The organism is Enterobacter cloacae complex sp. P2B, from assembly GCF_014895985.1.
In the GTDB taxonomy this organism is placed as follows: domain Bacteria; phylum Pseudomonadota; class Gammaproteobacteria; order Enterobacterales; family Enterobacteriaceae; genus Enterobacter; species Enterobacter bugandensis.
This window is the reverse complement of sequence record NZ_JADBQQ010000004.1, coordinates 178,954-198,589: the sequence shown is the minus strand read 5'-3', so window position 1 is coordinate 198,589 and position 19,636 is coordinate 178,954. Positions and strand designations below refer to the sequence as shown.

The 19,636-nt window shown below is 56.9% G+C and carries 18 protein-coding genes; 11 read left to right on the top strand and 7 right to left on the bottom strand.

What is annotated here, in order from left to right; all coding sequences use genetic code 11:
- The first annotated feature begins 153 nt into the window (after window positions 1–153).
- The 8 genes from IM313_RS03670 (at window position 154) to IM313_RS03635 (ending at window position 7,695) form a co-directional block, all read left to right on the top strand.
- Complete coding sequence (locus IM313_RS03670) at window positions 154–696, top strand: fimbrial protein BcfA (protein WP_028014482.1); 543 nt, start codon at window positions 154–156, stop codon at window positions 694–696.
- 153 nt (window positions 697–849) lie between these two features.
- Window positions 850–1,557 (top strand): fimbria/pilus periplasmic chaperone, encoded by a 708-nt coding sequence (locus IM313_RS03665; protein ID WP_028014483.1) that lies wholly within the window; start codon window positions 850–852, stop codon window positions 1,555–1,557.
- A 49-nt stretch (window positions 1,558–1,606) separates the two neighbouring features.
- Window positions 1,607–4,225 (top strand): fimbrial biogenesis usher protein, encoded by a 2,619-nt coding sequence (locus IM313_RS03660; protein WP_192971911.1) that lies wholly within the window; start codon window positions 1,607–1,609, stop codon window positions 4,223–4,225.
- On the top strand, window positions 4,226–5,242 hold the full coding sequence (locus IM313_RS03655; protein WP_192971912.1) for a fimbrial protein: 1,017 nt from the start codon (window positions 4,226–4,228) through the stop codon (window positions 5,240–5,242). It begins immediately after the preceding gene.
- 9 nt (window positions 5,243–5,251) lie between these two features.
- On the top strand, window positions 5,252–5,794 hold the full coding sequence (locus tag IM313_RS03650) for a fimbrial protein (RefSeq protein ID WP_049000026.1): 543 nt from the start codon (window positions 5,252–5,254) through the stop codon (window positions 5,792–5,794).
- A 9-nt stretch (window positions 5,795–5,803) separates the two neighbouring features.
- The gene (locus IM313_RS03645) at window positions 5,804–6,334 is read left to right on the top strand and encodes a fimbrial protein (RefSeq protein WP_028014487.1); all 531 of its coding nucleotides are present in this window, start codon (window positions 5,804–5,806) and stop codon (window positions 6,332–6,334) included.
- Window positions 6,300–7,037: a molecular chaperone gene (locus IM313_RS03640; protein ID WP_028014488.1), complete on the top strand. Its 738-nt coding sequence runs from the start codon at window positions 6,300–6,302 to the stop codon at window positions 7,035–7,037. Before IM313_RS03645 ends, IM313_RS03640 begins: the two co-directional genes overlap by 35 nt.
- 31 nt (window positions 7,038–7,068) lie before the next feature.
- On the top strand, window positions 7,069–7,695 hold the full coding sequence (locus tag IM313_RS03635) for a hypothetical protein (protein WP_192971913.1): 627 nt from the start codon (window positions 7,069–7,071) through the stop codon (window positions 7,693–7,695).
- Between the two features lie 46 nt (window positions 7,696–7,741).
- Here the strand turns inward: IM313_RS03635 and lsrG are convergent, their stop codons facing one another.
- From lsrG to lsrA, 6 genes are read right to left on the bottom strand one after another with little or no spacing between them, the layout of a single operon-like run.
- Window positions 7,742–8,035 (bottom strand): (4S)-4-hydroxy-5-phosphonooxypentane-2,3-dione isomerase, encoded by a 294-nt coding sequence (lsrG, locus tag IM313_RS03630; RefSeq protein ID WP_028014490.1) that lies wholly within the window; start codon window positions 8,033–8,035, stop codon window positions 7,742–7,744.
- Complete coding sequence (gene lsrF, locus IM313_RS03625; protein WP_028014491.1) at window positions 8,032–8,919, bottom strand: 3-hydroxy-5-phosphonooxypentane-2,4-dione thiolase; 888 nt, start codon at window positions 8,917–8,919, stop codon at window positions 8,032–8,034. Before lsrF ends, lsrG begins: the two co-directional genes overlap by 4 nt.
- 11 nt (window positions 8,920–8,930) lie before the next feature.
- Window positions 8,931–9,932, bottom strand: a complete 1,002-nt coding sequence (gene lsrB / locus IM313_RS03620; protein WP_045260120.1) for an autoinducer 2 ABC transporter substrate-binding protein LsrB — start codon at window positions 9,930–9,932, stop codon at window positions 8,931–8,933.
- Window position 9,933: 1 nt separating this feature from the next.
- Window positions 9,934–10,911, bottom strand: coding sequence for an autoinducer 2 ABC transporter permease LsrD (gene lsrD, locus IM313_RS03615; RefSeq protein ID WP_126327101.1), 978 nt, complete (start codon window positions 10,909–10,911; stop codon window positions 9,934–9,936).
- Window positions 10,912–11,943, bottom strand: a complete 1,032-nt coding sequence (gene lsrC / locus IM313_RS03610; RefSeq protein WP_192971914.1) for an autoinducer 2 ABC transporter permease LsrC — start codon at window positions 11,941–11,943, stop codon at window positions 10,912–10,914.
- On the bottom strand, window positions 11,940–13,427 hold the full coding sequence (gene lsrA / locus IM313_RS03605; RefSeq protein WP_192971925.1) for an autoinducer 2 ABC transporter ATP-binding protein LsrA: 1,488 nt from the start codon (window positions 13,425–13,427) through the stop codon (window positions 11,940–11,942). Before lsrA ends, lsrC begins: the two co-directional genes overlap by 4 nt.
- 215 nt (window positions 13,428–13,642) lie before the next feature.
- On the opposite strand from lsrA, the gene lsrR reads away from it, so the two are divergent.
- The 3 genes from lsrR (at window position 13,643) to IM313_RS03590 (ending at window position 18,434) form a co-directional block, all read left to right on the top strand.
- Window positions 13,643–14,614: a transcriptional regulator LsrR gene (gene lsrR, locus IM313_RS03600; protein WP_192971915.1), complete on the top strand. Its 972-nt coding sequence runs from the start codon at window positions 13,643–13,645 to the stop codon at window positions 14,612–14,614.
- A gap of 32 nt (window positions 14,615–14,646) precedes the next feature.
- Complete coding sequence (lsrK, locus tag IM313_RS03595; RefSeq protein WP_049000037.1) at window positions 14,647–16,227, top strand: autoinducer-2 kinase; 1,581 nt, start codon at window positions 14,647–14,649, stop codon at window positions 16,225–16,227.
- Window positions 16,228–16,412: 185 nt separating this feature from the next.
- Window positions 16,413–18,434, top strand: a complete 2,022-nt coding sequence (locus IM313_RS03590; RefSeq protein ID WP_049000040.1) for an NADPH-dependent 2,4-dienoyl-CoA reductase — start codon at window positions 16,413–16,415, stop codon at window positions 18,432–18,434.
- Here the strand turns inward: IM313_RS03590 and rlmG are convergent.
- A complete protein-coding gene (gene rlmG, locus IM313_RS03585; protein WP_028014499.1) occupies window positions 18,431–19,567 on the bottom strand; it encodes a 23S rRNA (guanine(1835)-N(2))-methyltransferase RlmG in 1,137 nt (378 codons plus the stop codon). The two genes, IM313_RS03590 and rlmG, sit on opposite strands and share 4 nt — an antisense overlap.
- Window positions 19,568–19,636: the final 69 nt, after the last annotated feature.

The following is a 19,636-nucleotide window of genomic DNA, read 5'->3' as shown; positions in this document are numbered from 1 at the left end:
AAAATACGCTTTCGGAACATCACGAGAATGTGCAAAACACAGCGTACTGTATGATTCTGTATATTCATGATTTTTAATCTGAATAGTCTTGTATTAAGTCACCTTTAATTTTGTTTCAACTTGACAGAAAACTGTTTATTTAAAAGGATTTGTATGAAAAAGCATGTTTTAGCAATGGTTGTTGCTGCATCTATGGCAAGCGGCGTGATGATGAACGCACAGGCAGACACCACCACAGTAAGCGGCGGTACCGTTAATTTCGTCGGTCAGGTTGTTAACGCTGCCTGTTCAGTTGCTGCCGATTCTGTTGACCAGACCGTTATCCTGAGCCAGGTTCGTACCGTGAAGCTGACTCAAAGCGGAATGCTGGCGAATCAGAAAGAAGATTTCAACATTAAACTGGAAGATTGCGACACCACTGTCAGCCAGAACGCAGCGGTTATTTTCAACGCGCAGCAGGATGCAACTCAGCCGGGCGCTATGGCGAATACCGCAGGTGCAGGTTCCGCACAGAACGTGGCTCTGCAGCTGTTTGGACCGGACGGTAAAAACCTGGATCTGGGTACCACCTCTTCTGCAATCGGCCTGATCAACGGTGAAAACATTATCCCACTGAGCGTTGACTATATCGCTACAGGCGCAGCAACACCAGGTAACGTAGCATCCACCGCTACCTTCCAGATGGTTTATTCCTAATCGAATTAGGATGCTGTCATCCCTCCTTCGTACGCCTGTACGAAGGAGGGATTTTTAATATAACCGACCGTTTTATATAGATTAAATACATAGGCTTAAACGGCATGTTTTATTCTATGTATTTGATTATGTATTCAATGAAGTGATATATAAATGAAACGAATTAATACTGTATCTTTGATAACGAAGCTGATTACGCATTCTTTTTTATTCGCAGCTACGGTGCTGACTACGGCTCACGCTGGGGGGATAGGCCTGGGCGCAACGCGTATTATTTACCCTCAGGGTGATAAACAGATTTCGTTACCTATTACGAACTCGTCTCAAAGCAATGCTTTCCTGGTGCAATCGTGGGTTGCGAACGCCGATCAATCGAAGTCCACAGACTTTATTGTTACGCCTCCACTTTTTGTTATGCATCCTAAAAAAGAAAACACCATCCGGATTATGTACGCTGGCCCAGATTTGCCGAAAGACAGAGAAAGCGTTTTTTATTTCAACAGCAAAGCTATCCCCGCCGTGGATAAAAGTAAGTTGCAGGGAAATACATTGCAGATTGCGACGCAGAGCGTCATTAAGCTTTTTATTCGCCCAAAAAAATTGCCTACCCCGTCAATTGACGCGCCAAAGGCGCTGCGCTGCACGGTCAGTAACGGCAAGTTGACCATCAAAAACGCGTCGCCTTATTACGTGTCGCTGGTGCAATTCAAAGCGGGAAACGCAAAGTTAACCAATAACATGGTTCCGCCAATGAACAGCCTGGTCGTTGATCTACCTGCCGGTAGCGGGAGCCAGGTGACGTTCCAGACCGTTAACGATTTCGGTGCTACCACCCCTGTTCAGACATGCCCTGGAGCATAATTTTCCCGGAAAAATACCGAACATAGCGCGTTGAAGCAGGCAGAGAAAAATGAAGTTTCGCAAGTATCAGACAAGGATAGTCAATCATCGTTTGGCCCCTCTCACGCTGGCCATGCTCGGCGCATTCGCATCCGTTAATGCGGATGCGGGCTATTATTTCAACCCTGCCTTTCTTTCAAGCGATCCTGCGGCGGTTGCTGATTTATCACGTTTTAGTAATGCTGGTCAGGCGCCAGGGGTCTATCGCGTAGACGTATGGCTGAATGACAATTTTTTAGCCACGCGCGACGTCACGTTTAACGTGCGCAAAAATTCAACACCTACGGATGACGATACGGGGCTGACGCCCTGCCTCTCGCGTAAGTCACTTGATGCGATGGGGGTAAATGTCGATGTCTTACCCGGTCTTAAGGACGAAAAAGCGGGCAACTGTGTCGATTTGCCGGCAGCCATTCCCGCTGCCACCACATTTTTTGATTTTGAACACCAGCGCCTGAATATCAGTATTCCGCAAGCGGCGCTGCGTAATAACGCGCGCGGGTACATTCCCCCTGAGCAATGGGACGAAGGCATTAACGCCCTGTTGCTGAATTATGACTTTTCGGGTTCGCATAGTCACAATAGCGGTGATTATGGTTCGACGACAGACAACTATTTTCTGGGACTTAACAGTGGATTAAACCTGGGGCCGTGGCGGCTGCGGGATTTCTCTACATGGAGCTACAACAGCAGCGGCTCAGAGACCTACACCAACTGGGAACACATTAAAACCTATGTTGAACGTGCCGTTATCCCGCTAAAAAGCAAGCTAACAATCGGCGAGAACTATACCACTTCGGATGTCTTCGACAGCCTGCCATTCCGCGGGGTGCAGATCAATTCTGATGACAACATGCTGCCTGATAGTATGAAAGGTTTTGCGCCAACCATTCATGGGATCGCTAAATCTAACGCCCAGGTCACCATCAAACAAAACGGTTACACCATTTATCAAAGCTATGTGCCGCCCGGGGCGTTTGCCATTAACGATCTGTACCCCACCTCCTCCAGCGGTGACCTGAATGTGGAGGTCAAAGAATCTGACGGAACGATCAGCAGCTACTCTGTGCCCTATTCCGCGGTTCCGGTTTTACAGCGTGAAGGCACCGTAAAATATGCCGCCACCGCGGCCCGCTATCGCAGTAACAGCGACCAGCAGGAGGACACAAACTTTGTCCAGGGAACGCTTATCTGGGGGTTACCAAAAGGATTTACCGTCTACGGTGGTACGCAGCTGACGGAAAAATACTCTGCCTTTGCGTTGGGTACCGGGGTGAACCTGGGGAATTTTGGCGCCGTATCGGCCGATCTCACCTCCGCACAAAGCGAACTGAGCGACGGTAGCTCACATAACGGGCAGTCAATACGTTTCTTATATGCAAAATCGTTGAACGGCATGGGCACCAATTTCCAGCTGTTAGGCTATCGCTATTCAACATCCGGTTTTTATACCCTGGATGAAACCACCTATAAGCAAATGAAGGGTTATGTCGGCCAGGACGATCCCAACGACCACACCGACGACAATCAGCCCGTGTGGACCGATTATTACAATCTGTACTACACCAAACGCGGCAAGCTGCAGGCCAATATTTCCCAACAGCTGGGCACTGCCGGGTCGATTTTCCTCAACGGCAGCCAGCAAACGTACTGGCATACCGATGAAAAAAATACGCTTATTCAGCTGGGTTATAGCGGAACGGTTGCGGGCGTAACCTATAACCTGACCTACAACTACAATAAATCCCCTGGCATGAGTGAAAGCGATCGTATTTATTCTTTAACGCTCTCCTTCCCGCTCAATCTGTGGCTTCATCCAGGTGGAGATGTGACCAAACGTTTAAACAGCATTTACGCCACATACGGCATGAGCACCGATAACGACGGCAGGGTCAATAATACTGCCGGCATCAACGGAACGCTGCTTGAAGACAATAACCTCAGCTACAGCGTTCAGCAGGGATACCAGAACCAACATACCGGTGCCAGTGGAAGCATCAGCACGGAATATGATAGCGCCTACGGTAATGCGAGCCTGGGTTACAACTACAGCAACAATGGCGATTATCAGCAGATCAACTACGGCCTCAGCGGCGGTATCGTCGCGCATCGCAACGGCATCACCTTAAGCCAGCCGTTGGGGGATACCAATGTCCTGATCGCCGCGCCGGGCGCAAGCAACGTTAAGGTCGAAGACGGACCCGGGATCCATACCGACTGGCGTGGTTATGCGGTTGTGCCGTATGCCAGCGCATACCACCGTAACCGCATGGCGCTGAACACCAACTCACTCAGCGACGATATAGACATTGACGAGGCCGTAACCCACGTAGTTCCAACCCAGGGCGCCCTGGTTCGCGCCACCTTTAAGGCGCGCTCCGGAACGCGCGCGATGATTGCACTCATGCATAACGGGCGCCCTGTGCCCTTTGGCGCGGTTGTTACGCGCAGCGATGAAGGTGGGGACACCATCGTAGGCGATAACGGCGAAGCGTATCTGTCTGGGCTGGGCGAGACAGGGAGTCTGACAGCGCAATGGGGCGACACAGATGATAAAAAATGTGTTGCCGTTTACAAGCTAAGTGAAACAAAGCAGTCCCTCGTGCATTTAAAAGCGGAGTGCCGATAAGTGAAAGTACGCATTATTTTTTTATTACTCAGCCTTACGGCTTCTACGCAAAGTCTGGCAGCGGTCTGCCATAACTTTACACACAGCATTACTAATGTTAATTACGATCTGACGGCCTCGCTGACAAAAGAACAAAACCAGCTGGGGCAGGCAGTTGAACTGGTTAAATCACAGGATGTGGGCGTCAACGCCATATGTGACTATCATCCGGACGGCGATTCTCGTACCTATCGCTCATACAGGAATACCTACCCGGTGATTTTCACGGAAGACCAGTGGCAGTATATGAATCTTGACCCGATCTATATTGCAGGGGCGATGCGGATAACCGATTCCGAAATTGGTGAATATTTTCCGCCTGGAGACTATATCCATATGGGTAAAGATTACAGGGTGGATAAAGAGGATATGAACATACCTTTCCCGGTATATGACTCCAACCTGGTATTCCGGTTAAAAATTATCAAACCTTTTATCGGCACGGTCATTATCCCCAGTAAAGTGATGTTTAATGTTTATATCACCACCGAAAATACCGACCCGTTGAATGATATTGTTTATCAAATAACATACAGCGGCGCGGTCACGGTGCCGCAAAACTGCATCATTAATGCGGGGCAAATCATTACGGTTGACCTGGGAAAACTCAACAGTTCTTCATTCACGAAAGCGGGTGAGAAACCTTCTAATGCGCCGGTAAAAACCTTTAATGTTCCCATCGAGTGTAATGCGGACGTGATTTCGCCTGCGCATCTTACGCTTCGACTGGTCGCCAACGCAGACAGCAACGTCGGCCAGGCGATCGCTACGGATAATAAAGATGTCGGCGTGGTGGTAACCAACGAAAATGGCACCGTCATGATACCTAACGACGCCTCCAGCACCGCTGATTTTGTTACTGATAGTTCGGGCCATGCTGATGTCACGTTAAAAACCTACCCCATCAGCACGACAGGGAAGGCCCCGGCAGAAGGTCTGTTTACTGCGTTGGCCTGTTTACGTATCGATTTTGCGTAAGGGTGAAAAATGAGAGTCTTGTATTTTGTCGCCCTGGCGACGCTATTCTCTGGCATAGCAACAACGTACGCCGATGAGGGTTTTACAGTTAACCTCCAGATATACGGCACAATTATCGGCGAATCGTGTGAAGTTGAGGTGAACAGTAAAGAACAAACGGTTGATTTAGGCGCATTCGATATATCTGAATTTCCCGCAACCGGAACAACGACGCCGGAAAAAGCGTTCACGATCGATCTTAAAAATTGTTCACGCGCCATTCAGGGGACAAAAATCTGGTTCAGCGGTATGCCGGATACCAATAACTCGGACCTGCTGGCGCTCAGCGACACGGGTAAAGGAACGGCTGGCGAAATGGCGACGGGCATTGGCGTGGAGCTTCTCAATGCCGGAATGAATCCGATTAAAATAAATAATACGGAATCCGAAATTTATCCCTTAAAGCAGGGAGATAATAGCCTGACGTTTAATTTACGGTACAAATCGACCCTGCCCGAGGTTACGACAGGGAATGCTACGGCCATCATGTATTTTGATCTGCTCTATCAGTAGGATGCGGAAATGAAAAAGTTTTTCACAATAATATTCACCGCGCTTTTTCTGGTGCCATTTTTTTCAGCGCGTACACTGGCGCACGACGGTACAATTTATATCACTGGCGTGATCCATAAAAAGACGTGCAGTATCGCGCCTGATTCTCAGAACCTGACCGTCACAATGGACAGCGTGCAAAGTAAATATTTCACCCAGTCAGGTATGGGCGCTGATTATCATCCGTTTGCTATTAATGTGGAAAACTGTGCCGGAACAGAAGGCTCAGTAAGTATTACCTTTGACGGCACACCCGATACAGCAAACCCGGATTTACTGACGCTCATCGGCGGTGAAGGCTACGCAACCGGTATCGGCGTAGGAATTTACAACCAGGACAAGTCGCTCATCTCTATGGGAAGTAAAAGCCAGAAGACGATGATTATTCCTAATCAAAGCGACGCGACTCTCCAGTTTTACGCCCGCTATGTTGCCACCGCAAACAAGGTCACCACGGGAACGGCAAATGCGACGACAACCTTTATTCTCAATTATGCGTAAGTGTGTTTATCCGGCGAAGATCCTGCTTCTCTTTTTTCTCTCCACCATCATGCTTCAGGCGCAAGCTGGCGTGGTGATCGGCGGAACGCGGTTTGTCTATCCGGAACGTGAAAAATCGATCAGCTTTTCCGTGCGTAACCCTTCTGACGAATCGTATCTGATCTACACCAAAGTCGAGCCGGGTGGCCTGTGGACTGGGGCGGATGCCCCACACGGGGTTCAATCCGCATTTGTGGCCACGCCGCAGCTGTTCTCATTGCGTCCGCAACGCGAAAACACGATTCGGCTGATATTTACGGGAGGAAAGTTACCCGAGAACCGGGAAACGCTGTTCACGTTAAACGTTGCGGCGATCCCTTCCGCTAATCCGCACACCACGGGTGTGCAAACGGCGGTACGTTCACGCTTTAAACTTTTTTATCGGCCCACCGGGCTCACCGGCAATCCTGATGATGCTTATCAGGCCTTACGCTGGTCACGAAACAAAAATAACGTCGTTGTGAATAATCCGACGCCTTACTACATCACGCTTTATCAGCTTAGCCTCGGCGGTAAGCGCATCGCTGATGGCGGCCTTGTCGCCCCTTTTAGCGAGCGAGAGCTCGAGGGTTGTCCAGACCCAGGGGTATGCCAGGTGCGCTGGCAAGCGATTAATGACTATGGACGCATTATGCCTGTTCGTACACAGGCTCTGGCGTCCTAGTCCCGTCTCTCTCTTTTACGGAATAACATCAATGGAAGTTTCAACCTCCCTTCATCGCCTTTCGCTTCTGCTGGCTGCGACCCTGACTTTCTCAGCCGCAGCGCTGGCAGAGCAAGCGACGCCACAGCAGATTGAACAAACAGGAAAAGCCGCCGAAGCGTATTTCGCCGCCCATCCTGAAAAAATGGGTGAAATTGTCTCTACCTATCTCGCTGAACATCCTGAATTTTTAGTTGCGGCAGGGGAAAGCCTTCGCCAGCGTCAGGAGATAGCGCAGCAACAGGCCATGGTGCAAAATGTCATCCTCCATCGCGAGCAGCTGCTTGCTGGCGGCGATCCTGTTGTCGGGCCCGCCAACGCAAAAGTCGCCGTGGTGTCTTTTGTGGATGAGCAATGCGTGAACTGCAACGTCACAGAAACGCTTATCCATGCCAACCCGGATATCCGTTTTATCTTTAAAAAATTGCCTTCGGCCGGGTCGGCAAACAAAGTGTTACAGGACAATGTGAAGCTCGTGAAGCAGATCGGTTTTGCCAACGCGCCGGCGTTTGTGGTTTTACCTCAGGAAAAAGATCCGGTCATTCAGCGCATTAGCGTGATGTCAGGAAACGTCTCTTCCGATGCATTAATCATGGCGATCCAGAAAGCCAAAGGATAAGCCAGGATGCCCGATGACGCGCATGAGTGCGTCATCGGGCATCGAATTACTCCGGCAACAGCCCCACAAAACTGCGTTTCTTACGCGGCTCCGACATCAGCTCCTCAAGCTTGTCCACGCACGCCAGATAGTGCGGGGTTTGCTTATGCGCCAGCACCGCCGCTTCGTCTTTGTAGGCCTCGTAGATAAAGAACCGGGTTTTCACCCTCGGGTCCTGCAACACGTCAAAGCGCAGGTTTCCCGGCTCCCTGATGGCCCCCTCGTGGTTGGCGCGAAACACCTCCAGAAACTCGTCCACCCGCTCGGGCTTGATGTTAATCTCAACCAGCGTCACGTTCATTTTGCTTCTCCCTGTTTCTCTTCCTGCCAGAACTGGAACGCCTCCCGGGCGCTCACGTTCTCGTGAACCACTTTTTTCACCGCTTTCAGCATGGCGAGCGGCGCGCTGGACTGGAAGATATTGCGTCCCATGTCCACGCCGGACGCCCCCTGATCAATCGCCCGCCAGCACATCTCCAGCGCCTCGAGCTCCGGCAGCTTTTTGCCCCCGGCGATCACAATAGGCACCGGGCAGCTGGCGGTCACTTTTTCAAAGCCCTCGTCCACGTAGTAGGTTTTGACGAACTGCGCCCCCATTTCGGCGGCGATGCGGCTGGCGAGCGAGAAGTAGCGCGCGTCGCGGGCCATCTCCTTGCCGACGCCCGTTACCGCCAGCGTTGGCATGCCGTAGCGTGCCCCTGCATCGACAAGCTTGATGATGTTGTTGATAGACTGATGCTCAAACTCGCTTCCGATATACACCTGCGCCGCCACCGCGCAGACGTTCAGGCGCAGGGCATCCTCCATCGCCACCGCCACGCACTCGTTCGAGAGTTCCCCCAGAATGGAGTTACCGCCGGAGGCGCGCAGCACCACCGGTTTGTTTGTCGCGGCGGGCACCTGGCTCCTGAGAATGCCGCGGGTACACATCAGCACGTCGGTTTCACCGAACAGCGGCGCAATGGAGAGATCGATACGCTCAAGGCCGGTGGTCGGCCCCTGAAAGTAGCCGTGGTCAAAGGCCAGCATCACCGTGCGGTTGCTCTGCGGGTTAAAGATGCGCGCCAGGCGGGACTGCATGCCCCAGTCCAGCGACCCGCAGCCCTTCAGCGTGAACGGCACATTCTGCTGCGGCGTGCCAATGCCAAAATCCTTGCCGTCTTTGATGTCGTCTAAATCAGCCATTTGCTCCCCCGTCAGAAATCGTATTTGCTGATGTTTTCTTTGGTGAACACCACCCGCTCCGGCAGCAGCACGATGCCGTTGCCCTTCGCCTCATACTGATAGCCCTGCACGCTGTTCGGCTCCACCTTCAGCGCGCCGATACCTTTTACGTCCACGCTGTCGCCAGGGTTAAGATCGCCCTTTTTCAGCAGACGATCGGCGACATTGACCGCAATTTTGCCCTGTTGTACGACATCCCACAGGCCGAAGGCTTTCACCGTCCCGCGCTCAACGTATGGACGCATGACGTTCGGCGTGCTGAAGCCGACAATCGCCACCCCTTCCCGCTTCAGGTTTTCCGCCGCCTGCGCCGCCGCCGGCAGGGCGTTGGCGTCCGGCGCGATGATCGCGTCCAGATCCGGATACGCTTTTAAGATCCCCTCGGCGGTCTGCAGAGATTTGGTGGCGTCGTTATAGCCAAACTGGGTGGTCACGACCTGCCACTGGGGGTGATCTTTCTCGATTTTGGCCTTCGCTTCTTTCACCCACTGGTTCTGGTCGGTGACGGTGGGGCTGGAGTAGAAGAACGCCACTTTGGCATTCGGCTTGGTGACCTGTTTGCCCGCCATCTCCACCAGCAGGCCGCCGAGCTGTTCCGGCGTCCCCTGGTTGATATAAATGCTGCGGCACTCCGGTTTGGTGTCGGAATCCCAGGTCAGCACCTTCACGCCGCGCTGCATCGCGCGCTTCAGCGCCGGGCAGAGGCCGTCCGGCGACACGGCGGAGACGATAATGGCGTTATAGCCCTGGTTGACGAAGTTATTGATGAGCTGCACCTGGCCGGAAACGCTCGGCTCTGTCGGGCCGTCGTAGGTCACGTCCACGCCAAGATCTTTCCCCGCCTCTTTCGCGCCGTTGCCGCCGCTGGTGAAGAAACCCACGCCCACCAGCTTGGGGATAAAGGCAATGCGGTCCGCCGCTTGCGCCGAAGCGAAGCTGAGGGCCATTGCCAGGACGAGCAGTTTTGTTTTCATCTTACGCTCCGGATAGTTTTCTGAAGAGAGATCGCACCCATTCGCGGTGCAGACTTAGCGAACGTCCCATCACCACCACAACCAGCAGCGCCCCAGACAGCGCGCTCGACACCTGGTTGGGGATGCCGACCATCTGTAATCCCTGCTGGAGATACCCCACCAGCAGCGCCGCAAGCGCCGTACCTAGCACCGATCCTGAACCGCCGTAAATATTTGCCCCGCCGAGTACGGCGGCGGTGAGCGCGGGCATCAGCAAATCGCGCCCCAGATCCGAACGCGCAGAGCCGAAATAGGAGACCATCACCAGCGCTGCCACCGCCGACGCCACGCCGACCAGACCGTACAGCGCGTAGGGCATGCCGTTCACCGACAGCGCCGCATAGCGCGCCGCGCGCGGATTCTGGCCGATTAAAAACAGATGGCGGCCAAAGCGCCCGCGATGGGTAATCAGCCAGAAAAAGGCTGTAATCACCGCGAACAGCACCAGCGGGATCGGCAGCCCCAGCACCGTGAGGTTAGCGAACGCGGTAAAGCTGTCTGGGAAGCCGCCGATGCCCTCGTAGCCCGTCGCCCCTGCCATACCGGAGAGCAGCAGCGCGCCGCCGCCGTAGAGGTAGAGCGTGCCGAGGGTAATGACTAAAGGGCTAATGCCGGTGTAGTGGATCAGCGCCGCATTCACCAGCCCACACAGCAGGCCAAGCAGCAGCGTCAGCGGAACGGCGATCGTCATGGGCCACCCCGCCTGCATCATCACCCCCAGCGCAATCGCGCACAGGCCGATGGTGGAGCCCAGCGAAATGTCGATCCCGCCACTGATAATCACCAGCGTCAGCGGCAGCGCCACGATGCCGATGCAGATGAAATCGCTGGTGCTGAACAGCAACATGTTAACGTCGAGCATGCGCGGGTTAATGGCGCCGAAGAGCAGGATCTCCAGCACCAGCAATATCAGTAGCGCGCTTTCCCAGTTGAGCCTCATTTACGCCACCTCTTTGTTGCGTTTGGTAAAGGGGGTGACGTGCTTTCCCCCTCGGTTGCCCGGCTGGAAGCGACCGTACTTGAGCGCCCGCTGATGACGCGCCAGCGCCTGGCGCAGCCGCCCGTCGAGCACCAGCACGCCCAGCAGCACCAGCCCGGCAATAAAGTCGTTCCACCACGCCGGTAGCCTGAACAGCACCAGCACGGTGTCGATTTGAGTAAGGAAAAACGCGCCGAGGAACGCACCGACCAGCGTGCCGGTGCCGCCCAGCAGCGAAATACCGCCGAGCACACAGGCGGCGATGGCCTTCATCTCCAGCCCGCTGCCGGTCTGGTTGGGCACAAAGCCAATCTGCGCGGCAAAAACAATCCCGGCGCAGGCCGCCAGCACGCCGTTGAGGGTGAAGGCGATCATGCGGGTGCGGTTCACCGCCACGCCCAGCTGACGCGCGGCGGCGAGGTTATCCCCCACGGCGTAGAAATCACGCCCGAACGCGGTGCGCGATAGCCCCCACGCGCCAACGACAACGAGAATCAACACTCCCACGCCGAGCGGTGAAATGCCGATGGCGGCGGGTTCAGAGAGGGATTTCAGCCCCGGCGGCAACCCCTCAATCCACTTTCCGCCCGTCCAGAGCAGCATCGCCCCGCGATACAGCCCCAGCGTGCCGAGGGTGGCGACAATCGCCGGAATGCGCAGCCCCACCACCAGCAACCCGTTGAACGCCCCGGCCAGCGCGCCAATCGACAGCGCAAAAAGTATCGATACCGGCAGGCTATAGCCACCGTTGAGCGCCACGCCGACGGCGATGGCGGACAGCCCGACGGTAGACCCCACGGAAACGTCGATATTGCGGGTCAGCATCACCAGCGCCGCGCCGATGGCCAGCAGGATCAGGATCTGCGCGCTGGCGAAGATCATCCCCAGCGTTTGCAGGCTGAAGTAGGACGGATTCAGCGCCACCAGCACGGCGAACAGCGCCAGAATGGCAAGAAACGCGCTCAGCTCGCGGTTTTTGAGTAAGATCTTCATGATTGTCCTCCAAACGCCAGCGCCATCATCCGATCGAGGCTGACGGCGTGGCGCGGCAGCTCGCCGCTGAGTACGCCCTGATGCATCACCAGCACGCGGTCCGCGAGGCCGGGAAACTCATCGAGATCGCTTGAGATCATCAGCACCGCCACGTTCTGCGCCGCCACGCTTTTGATGAGCTGGTAGATATCGGCACGCGCCGACACGTCCACGCCGCGCGTCGGCTCATCGACGATCAGCAATAAAGGATTGGCCTCCAGACAGCGCGCCAGCAGCACCTTCTGCTGGTTGCCGCCGGAGAGCGTGCGCACGGTTTGATCCGCATGATTGAGCTTGATCCCCAGCGCCCGGTGATAGCGCTCCACCACCGCAGACTCCCGCTTTCGCTGCTGCCAGAGCGACGGCTCGTTCAGCGCCACCGTGTTCCAGCGGACAGGCGCGTCGAGAAACAGGCCGGACACCTGCCTGTCTTCCGGCAGATAAACCAGCCCTTTTTCCAGACGTGAACCCACCGGATCGGAGGTGATCTCCCGGCTCTCCAGCCACACCCGCCCGCCGCGTACGGGACGCAGGCCGTAAAGCGTTTCGGCAAACTCGGTGCGCCCGGATCCGACCAGTCCGGCAAGGCCGACGATCTCCCCGGCGTAAATCTCCAGGCTGAGATCGATAAAGCCCTCTCCGGTGAGATCTTCCACGCGCAGCACCGGAAAATCCTGCGGCTGGGTGCGGCGGTTTCCCGGCAGCGCCAGCCACAGCTTTTGCGCATCGCTTAAGCCTTTCTCGCGGCTGACCGGCGTCATGGCGGCGATCAGGGCGCTGTCGTCAAACTGGGCGGTTTCGCCGCTGAGCACCACCGTGCCGTCGCGCATCACCGAAACGTGGCTCGACAGCGTGCGGATTTCCGGCAGCTTATGCGAGATAAAGACAATCCCGACGCCGAGCGCCTGTAAGGCGCGGATCTGGCGAAACAGCCGTTCGGTTTCGCCGGGCGTCAGCGAGGCCGTGGGCTCGTCGAGGATCAGAATTCTGGCGTTGCGCATCAGCCCGCGCAGGATCTCAACCATCTGCTGGTCCGCCACTTCCAGGGTGCTGGCCGTTGCGTCGAGATTAAGCTGACATTGCAGCTGCTGGAGTTTCTCCGCCAGCCGCTTTTCCCGATCGCGCTCGCGCGGCAGGCGGAACAGGATGTTTTCCCGCACGGTCAGGTTGGGGAAAAGCAGAGGCTCCTGCGGCACCAGATAAATGCCTAACCGGTGCGCCTGCGCCGGGGTAAGCCGTGCAAAAGACTCGCCCGCAACCGAAAGTTCACCGCTATCCGGCGTTTCCACCCCAGCGATGATCTTCATCAGCGTCGATTTTCCCGCGCCGTTACCGCCCATCAGCGCGTGCACCTGCCCCGCAAGCAGCGTGAAATCAATGCCTTTTAAGACCGGCACGCCTGAGAACTGCTTGCTGATATTTCGCGCGTTGAGAAGTGGTGTCATCATCGCTCCGCTATTGAACAAATGATTTTTAGATTTAATAATGTTCAAAAGCGTAGACGGTGAACTATATTTACAACCGTGCAGGGATCACAGTTTTATCGATTGAGATTCAGATTAACCAGAAACGATCTAAATGATCCGTTTTGCCGCGTGGCTCACATTTTCACGCCGCGCCATTACGAACATATGATCTAAATTTTTATAAGAGTTCAATTATGAGCGATAAACGCACTGCGGAAGAAGGACGGTTTGCCGGACTGGCGCTGGCGGAAGAGGAGCTGGTGGCGCGTGTCGCCTGGTGCTACTACCACGACGGGCTGACCCAGAATGATATCGGCGAACGCCTCGGGCTGCCGCGCCTGAAGATCTCCCGCCTGCTGGAGAAAGGCCGTCAGTCCGGGGTGATCCGCGTGCAGATCAACTCCCGCTACGAGGGCTGCCTGTCGCTGGAAACCGAGCTACAGCAGCGCTTTGGCCTGAAGCTGGTGCGCGTGATGCCTGCCCTAAATACCCCGCCGATGAACGTGCGGCTGGGCATTGGCGCGGCGCAGTCGCTGATGGGCGTGCTGGAGCCCGGCCAGCTGCTGGCGGTGGGGTTCGGTGAAACCACCATGAGCAGCCTGCAACACTTAAGCGGCTTTATCAGCTCGCAGCAGATCCGCCTGGTGACGCTTTCCGGCGGCGTGGGACCGTATATGACCGGTATCGGCCAGCTGGATGCGGCCTGTAGCGTCAGCATGATCCCCGCCCCGCTTCGCGTTTCATCCGCTGAAGTCGCCGGGATCTTAAAGCGCGAAACCAGCGTGCGGGACGTGATCCTCGCCGCGACCGCCGCTGACGTGGCGGTGGTCGGCATTGGTTCCGTGAACCAGCGCCGTGACGCGACGATACTGCGCTCCGGCTATATCAGCGAAGGTGAACAGCTGATGTACGCCCGTAAAGGGGCGGTGGGCGATATCCTCGGTTATTTCCTTAACGCCGAAGGGGAATGCGTCGAGGAGCTGGAGATCCACAAAGAACTGCTGGGCGTCACGCTCGATGAACTGGCGCAACTGCCCACCATCGTCGGCGTAGCCGGAGGGGAAGAGAAAGCCGATGCGATTTATGCCGCACTGAAAGGTCGCCATATTAATGGCCTGGTGACGGAAGAGACGACAGCCCGCGCGGTGCTGGCTCTGGCCGAATAAGAGTCGCCCTGCGCTAACAGCGAGGCAAGCTCATGAGTTACCTTTTAGCGTTAGATGCAGGGACAGGCAGCGTTCGCGCCGTGATTTTCGATTTACAGGGCAACCAGATTGCCGTCGGCCAGGCCGAGTGGAAGCACCTGAGCGTGGAGAACGTGCCGGGGTCGATGGAGTTCGATCTCGACACCAACTGGCAGCTGGCCTGCCGGTGCATTCAGCAGGCGCTGGAGCGCGCGCGCCTGAGCGCGGCGGATATTCAGTCCGTCGCCTGCTGTTCGATGCGCGAAGGGATCGTGCTGTACGACCGCAGCGGCGAGGCCATCTGGGCCTGCGCCAACGTCGACGCCCGCGCCAGCCGCGAGGTGGCTGAACTCAAAGAGATCCACGACTACCGTTTTGAATCCGAAGTGTATGACGTTTCCGGCCAGACGCTTGCCCTTAGCGCCATGCCGCGCCTGCTCTGGCTGGCGCATCACCGTCCGGACATCTACCGCAAGGCCGCGACCATCACCATGATCAGCGACTGGCTGGCGGCAAAGCTCTCCGGCGAGCTGGCGGTCGATCCGTCTAACGCGGGCACCACCGGCATGCTGGATCTCTTTTCACGCGACTGGCGTCCGGCGCTGCTCGACATGGCCGGGCTGCGCGCCGATATTCTCTCGCCGGTAAAAGAGACCGGCACCGTGCTGGGGGCCATCACGAAAGAAGCCGCACAGCAGAGCGGTTTACGCGAGGGCACGCCGGTAGTGATGGGCGGCGGCGACGTGCAGCTGGGCTGCCTGGGGCTGGGCGTGGTCCGCGCCGGACAAACGGCGGTGCTGGGCGGCACCTTCTGGCAGCAGGTGGTTAACCTGCCGCAGGTGCGCACCGACCCTGAGATGAACATCCGCGTGAACCCGCACGTTATCCCCGGCATGGCACAGGCGGAGTCGATCAGCTTCTTTACCGGGCTGACCATGCGCTGGTTCCGCGACGCCTTTTGCGCCGAAGAGAAGCTGATTGCCGAGCGGATGGGGATGGACACCTATTCCCTGCTGGAAGAGATGGCGGGCCGCGTACCCGCTGGCTCCCACGGCGTAATGCCAATCTTCTCCGACGCGATGCATTTTAAGCAGTGGTACCACGCTGCGCCGTCGTTTATTAACCTCTCCATCGACCCGGAAAAGTGCAACAAAGCGACGCTGTTCCGCGCCCTGGAGGAGAACGCGGCAATCGTCTCGGCCTGTAACCTGACGCAGATTTCGCGCTTCTCCGGCGTGACGTTTGATAGCCTGGTGTTTGCGGGCGGCGGCGCAAAGGGCGCCCTGTGGAGCCAGATTTTAAGCGACGTCACCGGCCTGCCGGTGCGCGTGCCGGAAGTCAAAGAGGCAACGGCGCTCGGCTGCGCCATTGCCGCCGGAACGGGTGCGGGGATGTTTGCGGATATGGCCTCGACGGGCGAGCGTCTGGTGAAGTGGAGCCGCGAGTTTACGCCAAACCCGCAGCACCGGGAGCTATACGACAGCATGATGGAGAAGTGGCAGGCGGTGTACGCGGATCAGCTCGGGCTGGTGGACAGCGGGCTGACCACGTCGATGTGGCAGGCGCCGGGGTTAGCGCGGGCAGCGACGCCGTAAATAACGCCGGATGGCGCTGCGCTTATCCGTCCTGGGGTTTTGTAGCCCCGGTAAGCGTAGCGCCACCGGGGAAGTTCTTTGAGATCTATCACAATCATTCGATCCCGCTTTTACCTTTCTGCTGCCGCTGGCTAAATTAGTAACTCATCCGACCACATAACAATAATTTTACACTGGAAGAGACTATGAGCCGCTACCCGTCGCTATTCGCTCCCCTCGATCTGGGGTTTACCACCCTTAAAAACCGCGTGTTGATGGGCTCGATGCACACCGGGCTGGAAGAGCGCCCGGACGGAGCCGAGCGCCTGGCAGCCTTCTATGCCGAACGCGCCCGCCACGGGGTGGCGCTGATTGTCACCGGCGGCGTAGCCCCTGCCCCTTCAGGCGTGACGATGGAGGGCGGCGCAGTCCTGAATGATGCGACACAGCTGCCGCATCACCGCATTGTCACGGACGCGGTGCATAACGAAGGCGGCAAAATCGCCCTGCAAATTCTGCATACCGGGCGCTACAGCTATCAGCCAAAGCTGGTTGCGCCATCGGCTATTCAGGCGCCGATTAACCGCTTTACCCCTCACGCCCTCAGCCACGACGAGATCCTGGCGCTGATCGACGATTTTGCCCGCTGCGCCGCGCTGGCGCGTGAGGCGGGCTACGACGGCGTGGAGGTGATGGGCTCTGAAGGCTATCTGATTAACGAATTCCTCGCCGCCCGCACCAACCAGCGCGACGACGAATGGGGCGGCGACTATGCCCGTCGGATGCGCTTTGCCGTGGAGGTGGTGCGCGCGGTGCGCGAACGTGCGGGCGCGGACTTTATTATTATCTTCCGCCTGTCGATGCTCGACCTGGTGGAGGGCGGCGGCACCTTCGACGAAACCGTGCAGCTGGCGCAGGCGATTGAAGCCGCAGGTGCCACCATCATCAACACCGGGATTGGCTGGCACGAAGCGCGCATCCCGACCATCGCCACGCCGGTGCCGCGCGCGGCGTTCAGCTGGGTAACGCGCAAGCTGAAAGGCAAAGTCTCCGTTCCGCTGGTCACCACTAACCGCATTAACGACCCGCAGGTGGCGGACGATGTGATCTCCCGCGGCGACGCCGATATGGTCTCGATGGCGCGTCCGTTCCTCGCGGATGCCGAACTGCTCTCCAAAGCGCAAAGCGGCCGTGCGGATGAGATCAACACCTGCATCGGCTGTAACCAGGCCTGTCTGGATCAGATCTTCGCCGGCAAAGTCACCTCATGCCTGGTGAACCCCCGCGCCTGCCATGAAACCAAAATGCCGGTGGTTGCAACGGTCAATAAAAAACGCCTGGCCGTGGTGGGCGCTGGCCCCGCTGGGCTGGCGTTTGCGGTGAATGCCGCCTCGCGCGGGCACAGCGTGACGCTGTTTGATGCCGCCGGTGAAATTGGCGGGCAGTTTAATATCGCCAAACAGATCCCCGGCAAAGAGGAGTTCTATGAAACCCTGCGCTACTACCGCCGGATGATCGATCTGACGGGTGTTGATCTGCGGCTTAACCAGCTTGTCAGCGCGGCGGATCTGATCGGTTTCGACGAGGTGATCCTCGCGAGCGGGATCGCACCGCGCACGCCTGCAATCGAGGGTATCGATCATCCGAAGGTGTTGAGCTATCTGGACGTATTGCGTGACAAAGCGCCCGTTGGCGAGAAGGTGGCGATTATCGGCTGCGGCGGGATCGGCTTTGATACCGCGATGTATTTAAGCCAGCCGGGCGAGGCCACCAGCCAGAACATCGCCGAGTTTTGCGTAGAATGGGGCATTGATACCAGCCTGAGCCAGTCCGGCGGATTACGGCCGGAAGGGCCGCAGCTGCCGAAAAGCCCGCGCCAGATCGTGATGCTCCAGCGTAAGGCCAGCAAGCCGGGTGAAGGGCTGGGCAAAACCACGGGCTGGATCCACCGCGCCACCCTGCTCTCGCGCGGAGTGAAGATGATCCCGGCGGTGAGCTACCAGAAGATCGACGACGATGGGCTGCATGTGCTGATCGGTGGTGAACCGCAGCTGCTGCGCGTGGATCATGTGATTTTGTGCGCCGGACAGGAGCCAAAGCGCGATCTGGCCGATCCGCTGCGCGAAGCGGGTAAAACGGTGCATTTGATCGGCGGGTGCGACGTGGCGATGGAGCTGGATGCGCGGCGGGCGATTGCGCAGGGCACCCAGCTTGCACTGGTTATTTAGCGACGACGCCCCAGCTTCACCGCTTTCAGCACCACAAACTTGTTATTGGTCGCAATGGTGACGCAGTTGCCGAAAATCTTCTTCAGCTTGTGGAAGTAGTCCAGGTGGCGGTTCGCCACGATATACAGCTCGCCGTTGATTTTCAGGCAGCGGCGCGCGTGGTGGAACATCTCCCACGCGACGTTATCCGTCAGGGCGTGCTTCTGGTGGAACGGCGGGTTGCAGAACACGGCGTTGAAGCGGAAAGGCTCAACGCCGGAGAGCGCGTTGTTGATCATAAATTCGCAGCGATCCACCGCTTCCGGCATGTTGGTTTCTACGTTCAGACGGCTGGAGGCCACCGCCATCGGCGACTCGTCGCTGAACACCACGCTGGCTTCCGGATTCTTCGCCAGCAGCGTCAGGCCAATCACGCCATTGCCGCAGCCCAGATCGACAATCTCCCCTTCCAGGTTTTCCGGCAGGTGCTCCATAAAGAAACGCGCCCCAATATCCAGCCCGGTGCGGGAGAAAACGTTCGCATGGTTATGGATGGTCCAGTCGGTGCCTTCCAGTTTCCAGCTCAGCGTCTCCGGCGCGTCGGCCAGCTCCGGTGCGCTGAAGGTGCAGTTGATCAGGCGCGCTTTTTTCCAGGCAAGCGTGGTAGTGGTCGGGCCGAGCACTTTCTCGAACAGCTCCAGCGTTGAGGTGTGAATATCGCGCGCTTTGGCACCCGCAATGATGCGGGTTTCCGGCGTGACGACTTTACGCAGCGCGCGCAGCTGCTGCTCCAGCAACGCCATGGTTTTTGGCACCTTGATCAATACCACGCCCGGCGCCTGCGGGTAGTCCGCGGTGCTGTCGAGGAACTTCACGCTGGACTCGTCGATGTCGTTATGGCGCAGGTTTTCACGCGTCGCCAGTTCGCTCAGGTAGGAATCGCCAATGCTGTAAGGCGTGTGCTCTGCCAGGGCGCAGCCCAGGGCACCAAACGCGTCATTCAGGATCAGAACCGGGCCGCGGATTTCAGTCTCATCCAACTGCTGCAGCAGATATTCATCCGCCGCTTCCCACGCCTGAAGCGGGTTAACGTCGTCCGTTTCCGGGAAACGTTTAAGGTTGAGTGAACGGAAACCGTTGTCTAAGTGGCTCATCGGCCCTCCTGAATGGTAAAATTTGGCGTATCCCTGAAAAGGGTGCGTGAGTATACCCGTTTTCGCATT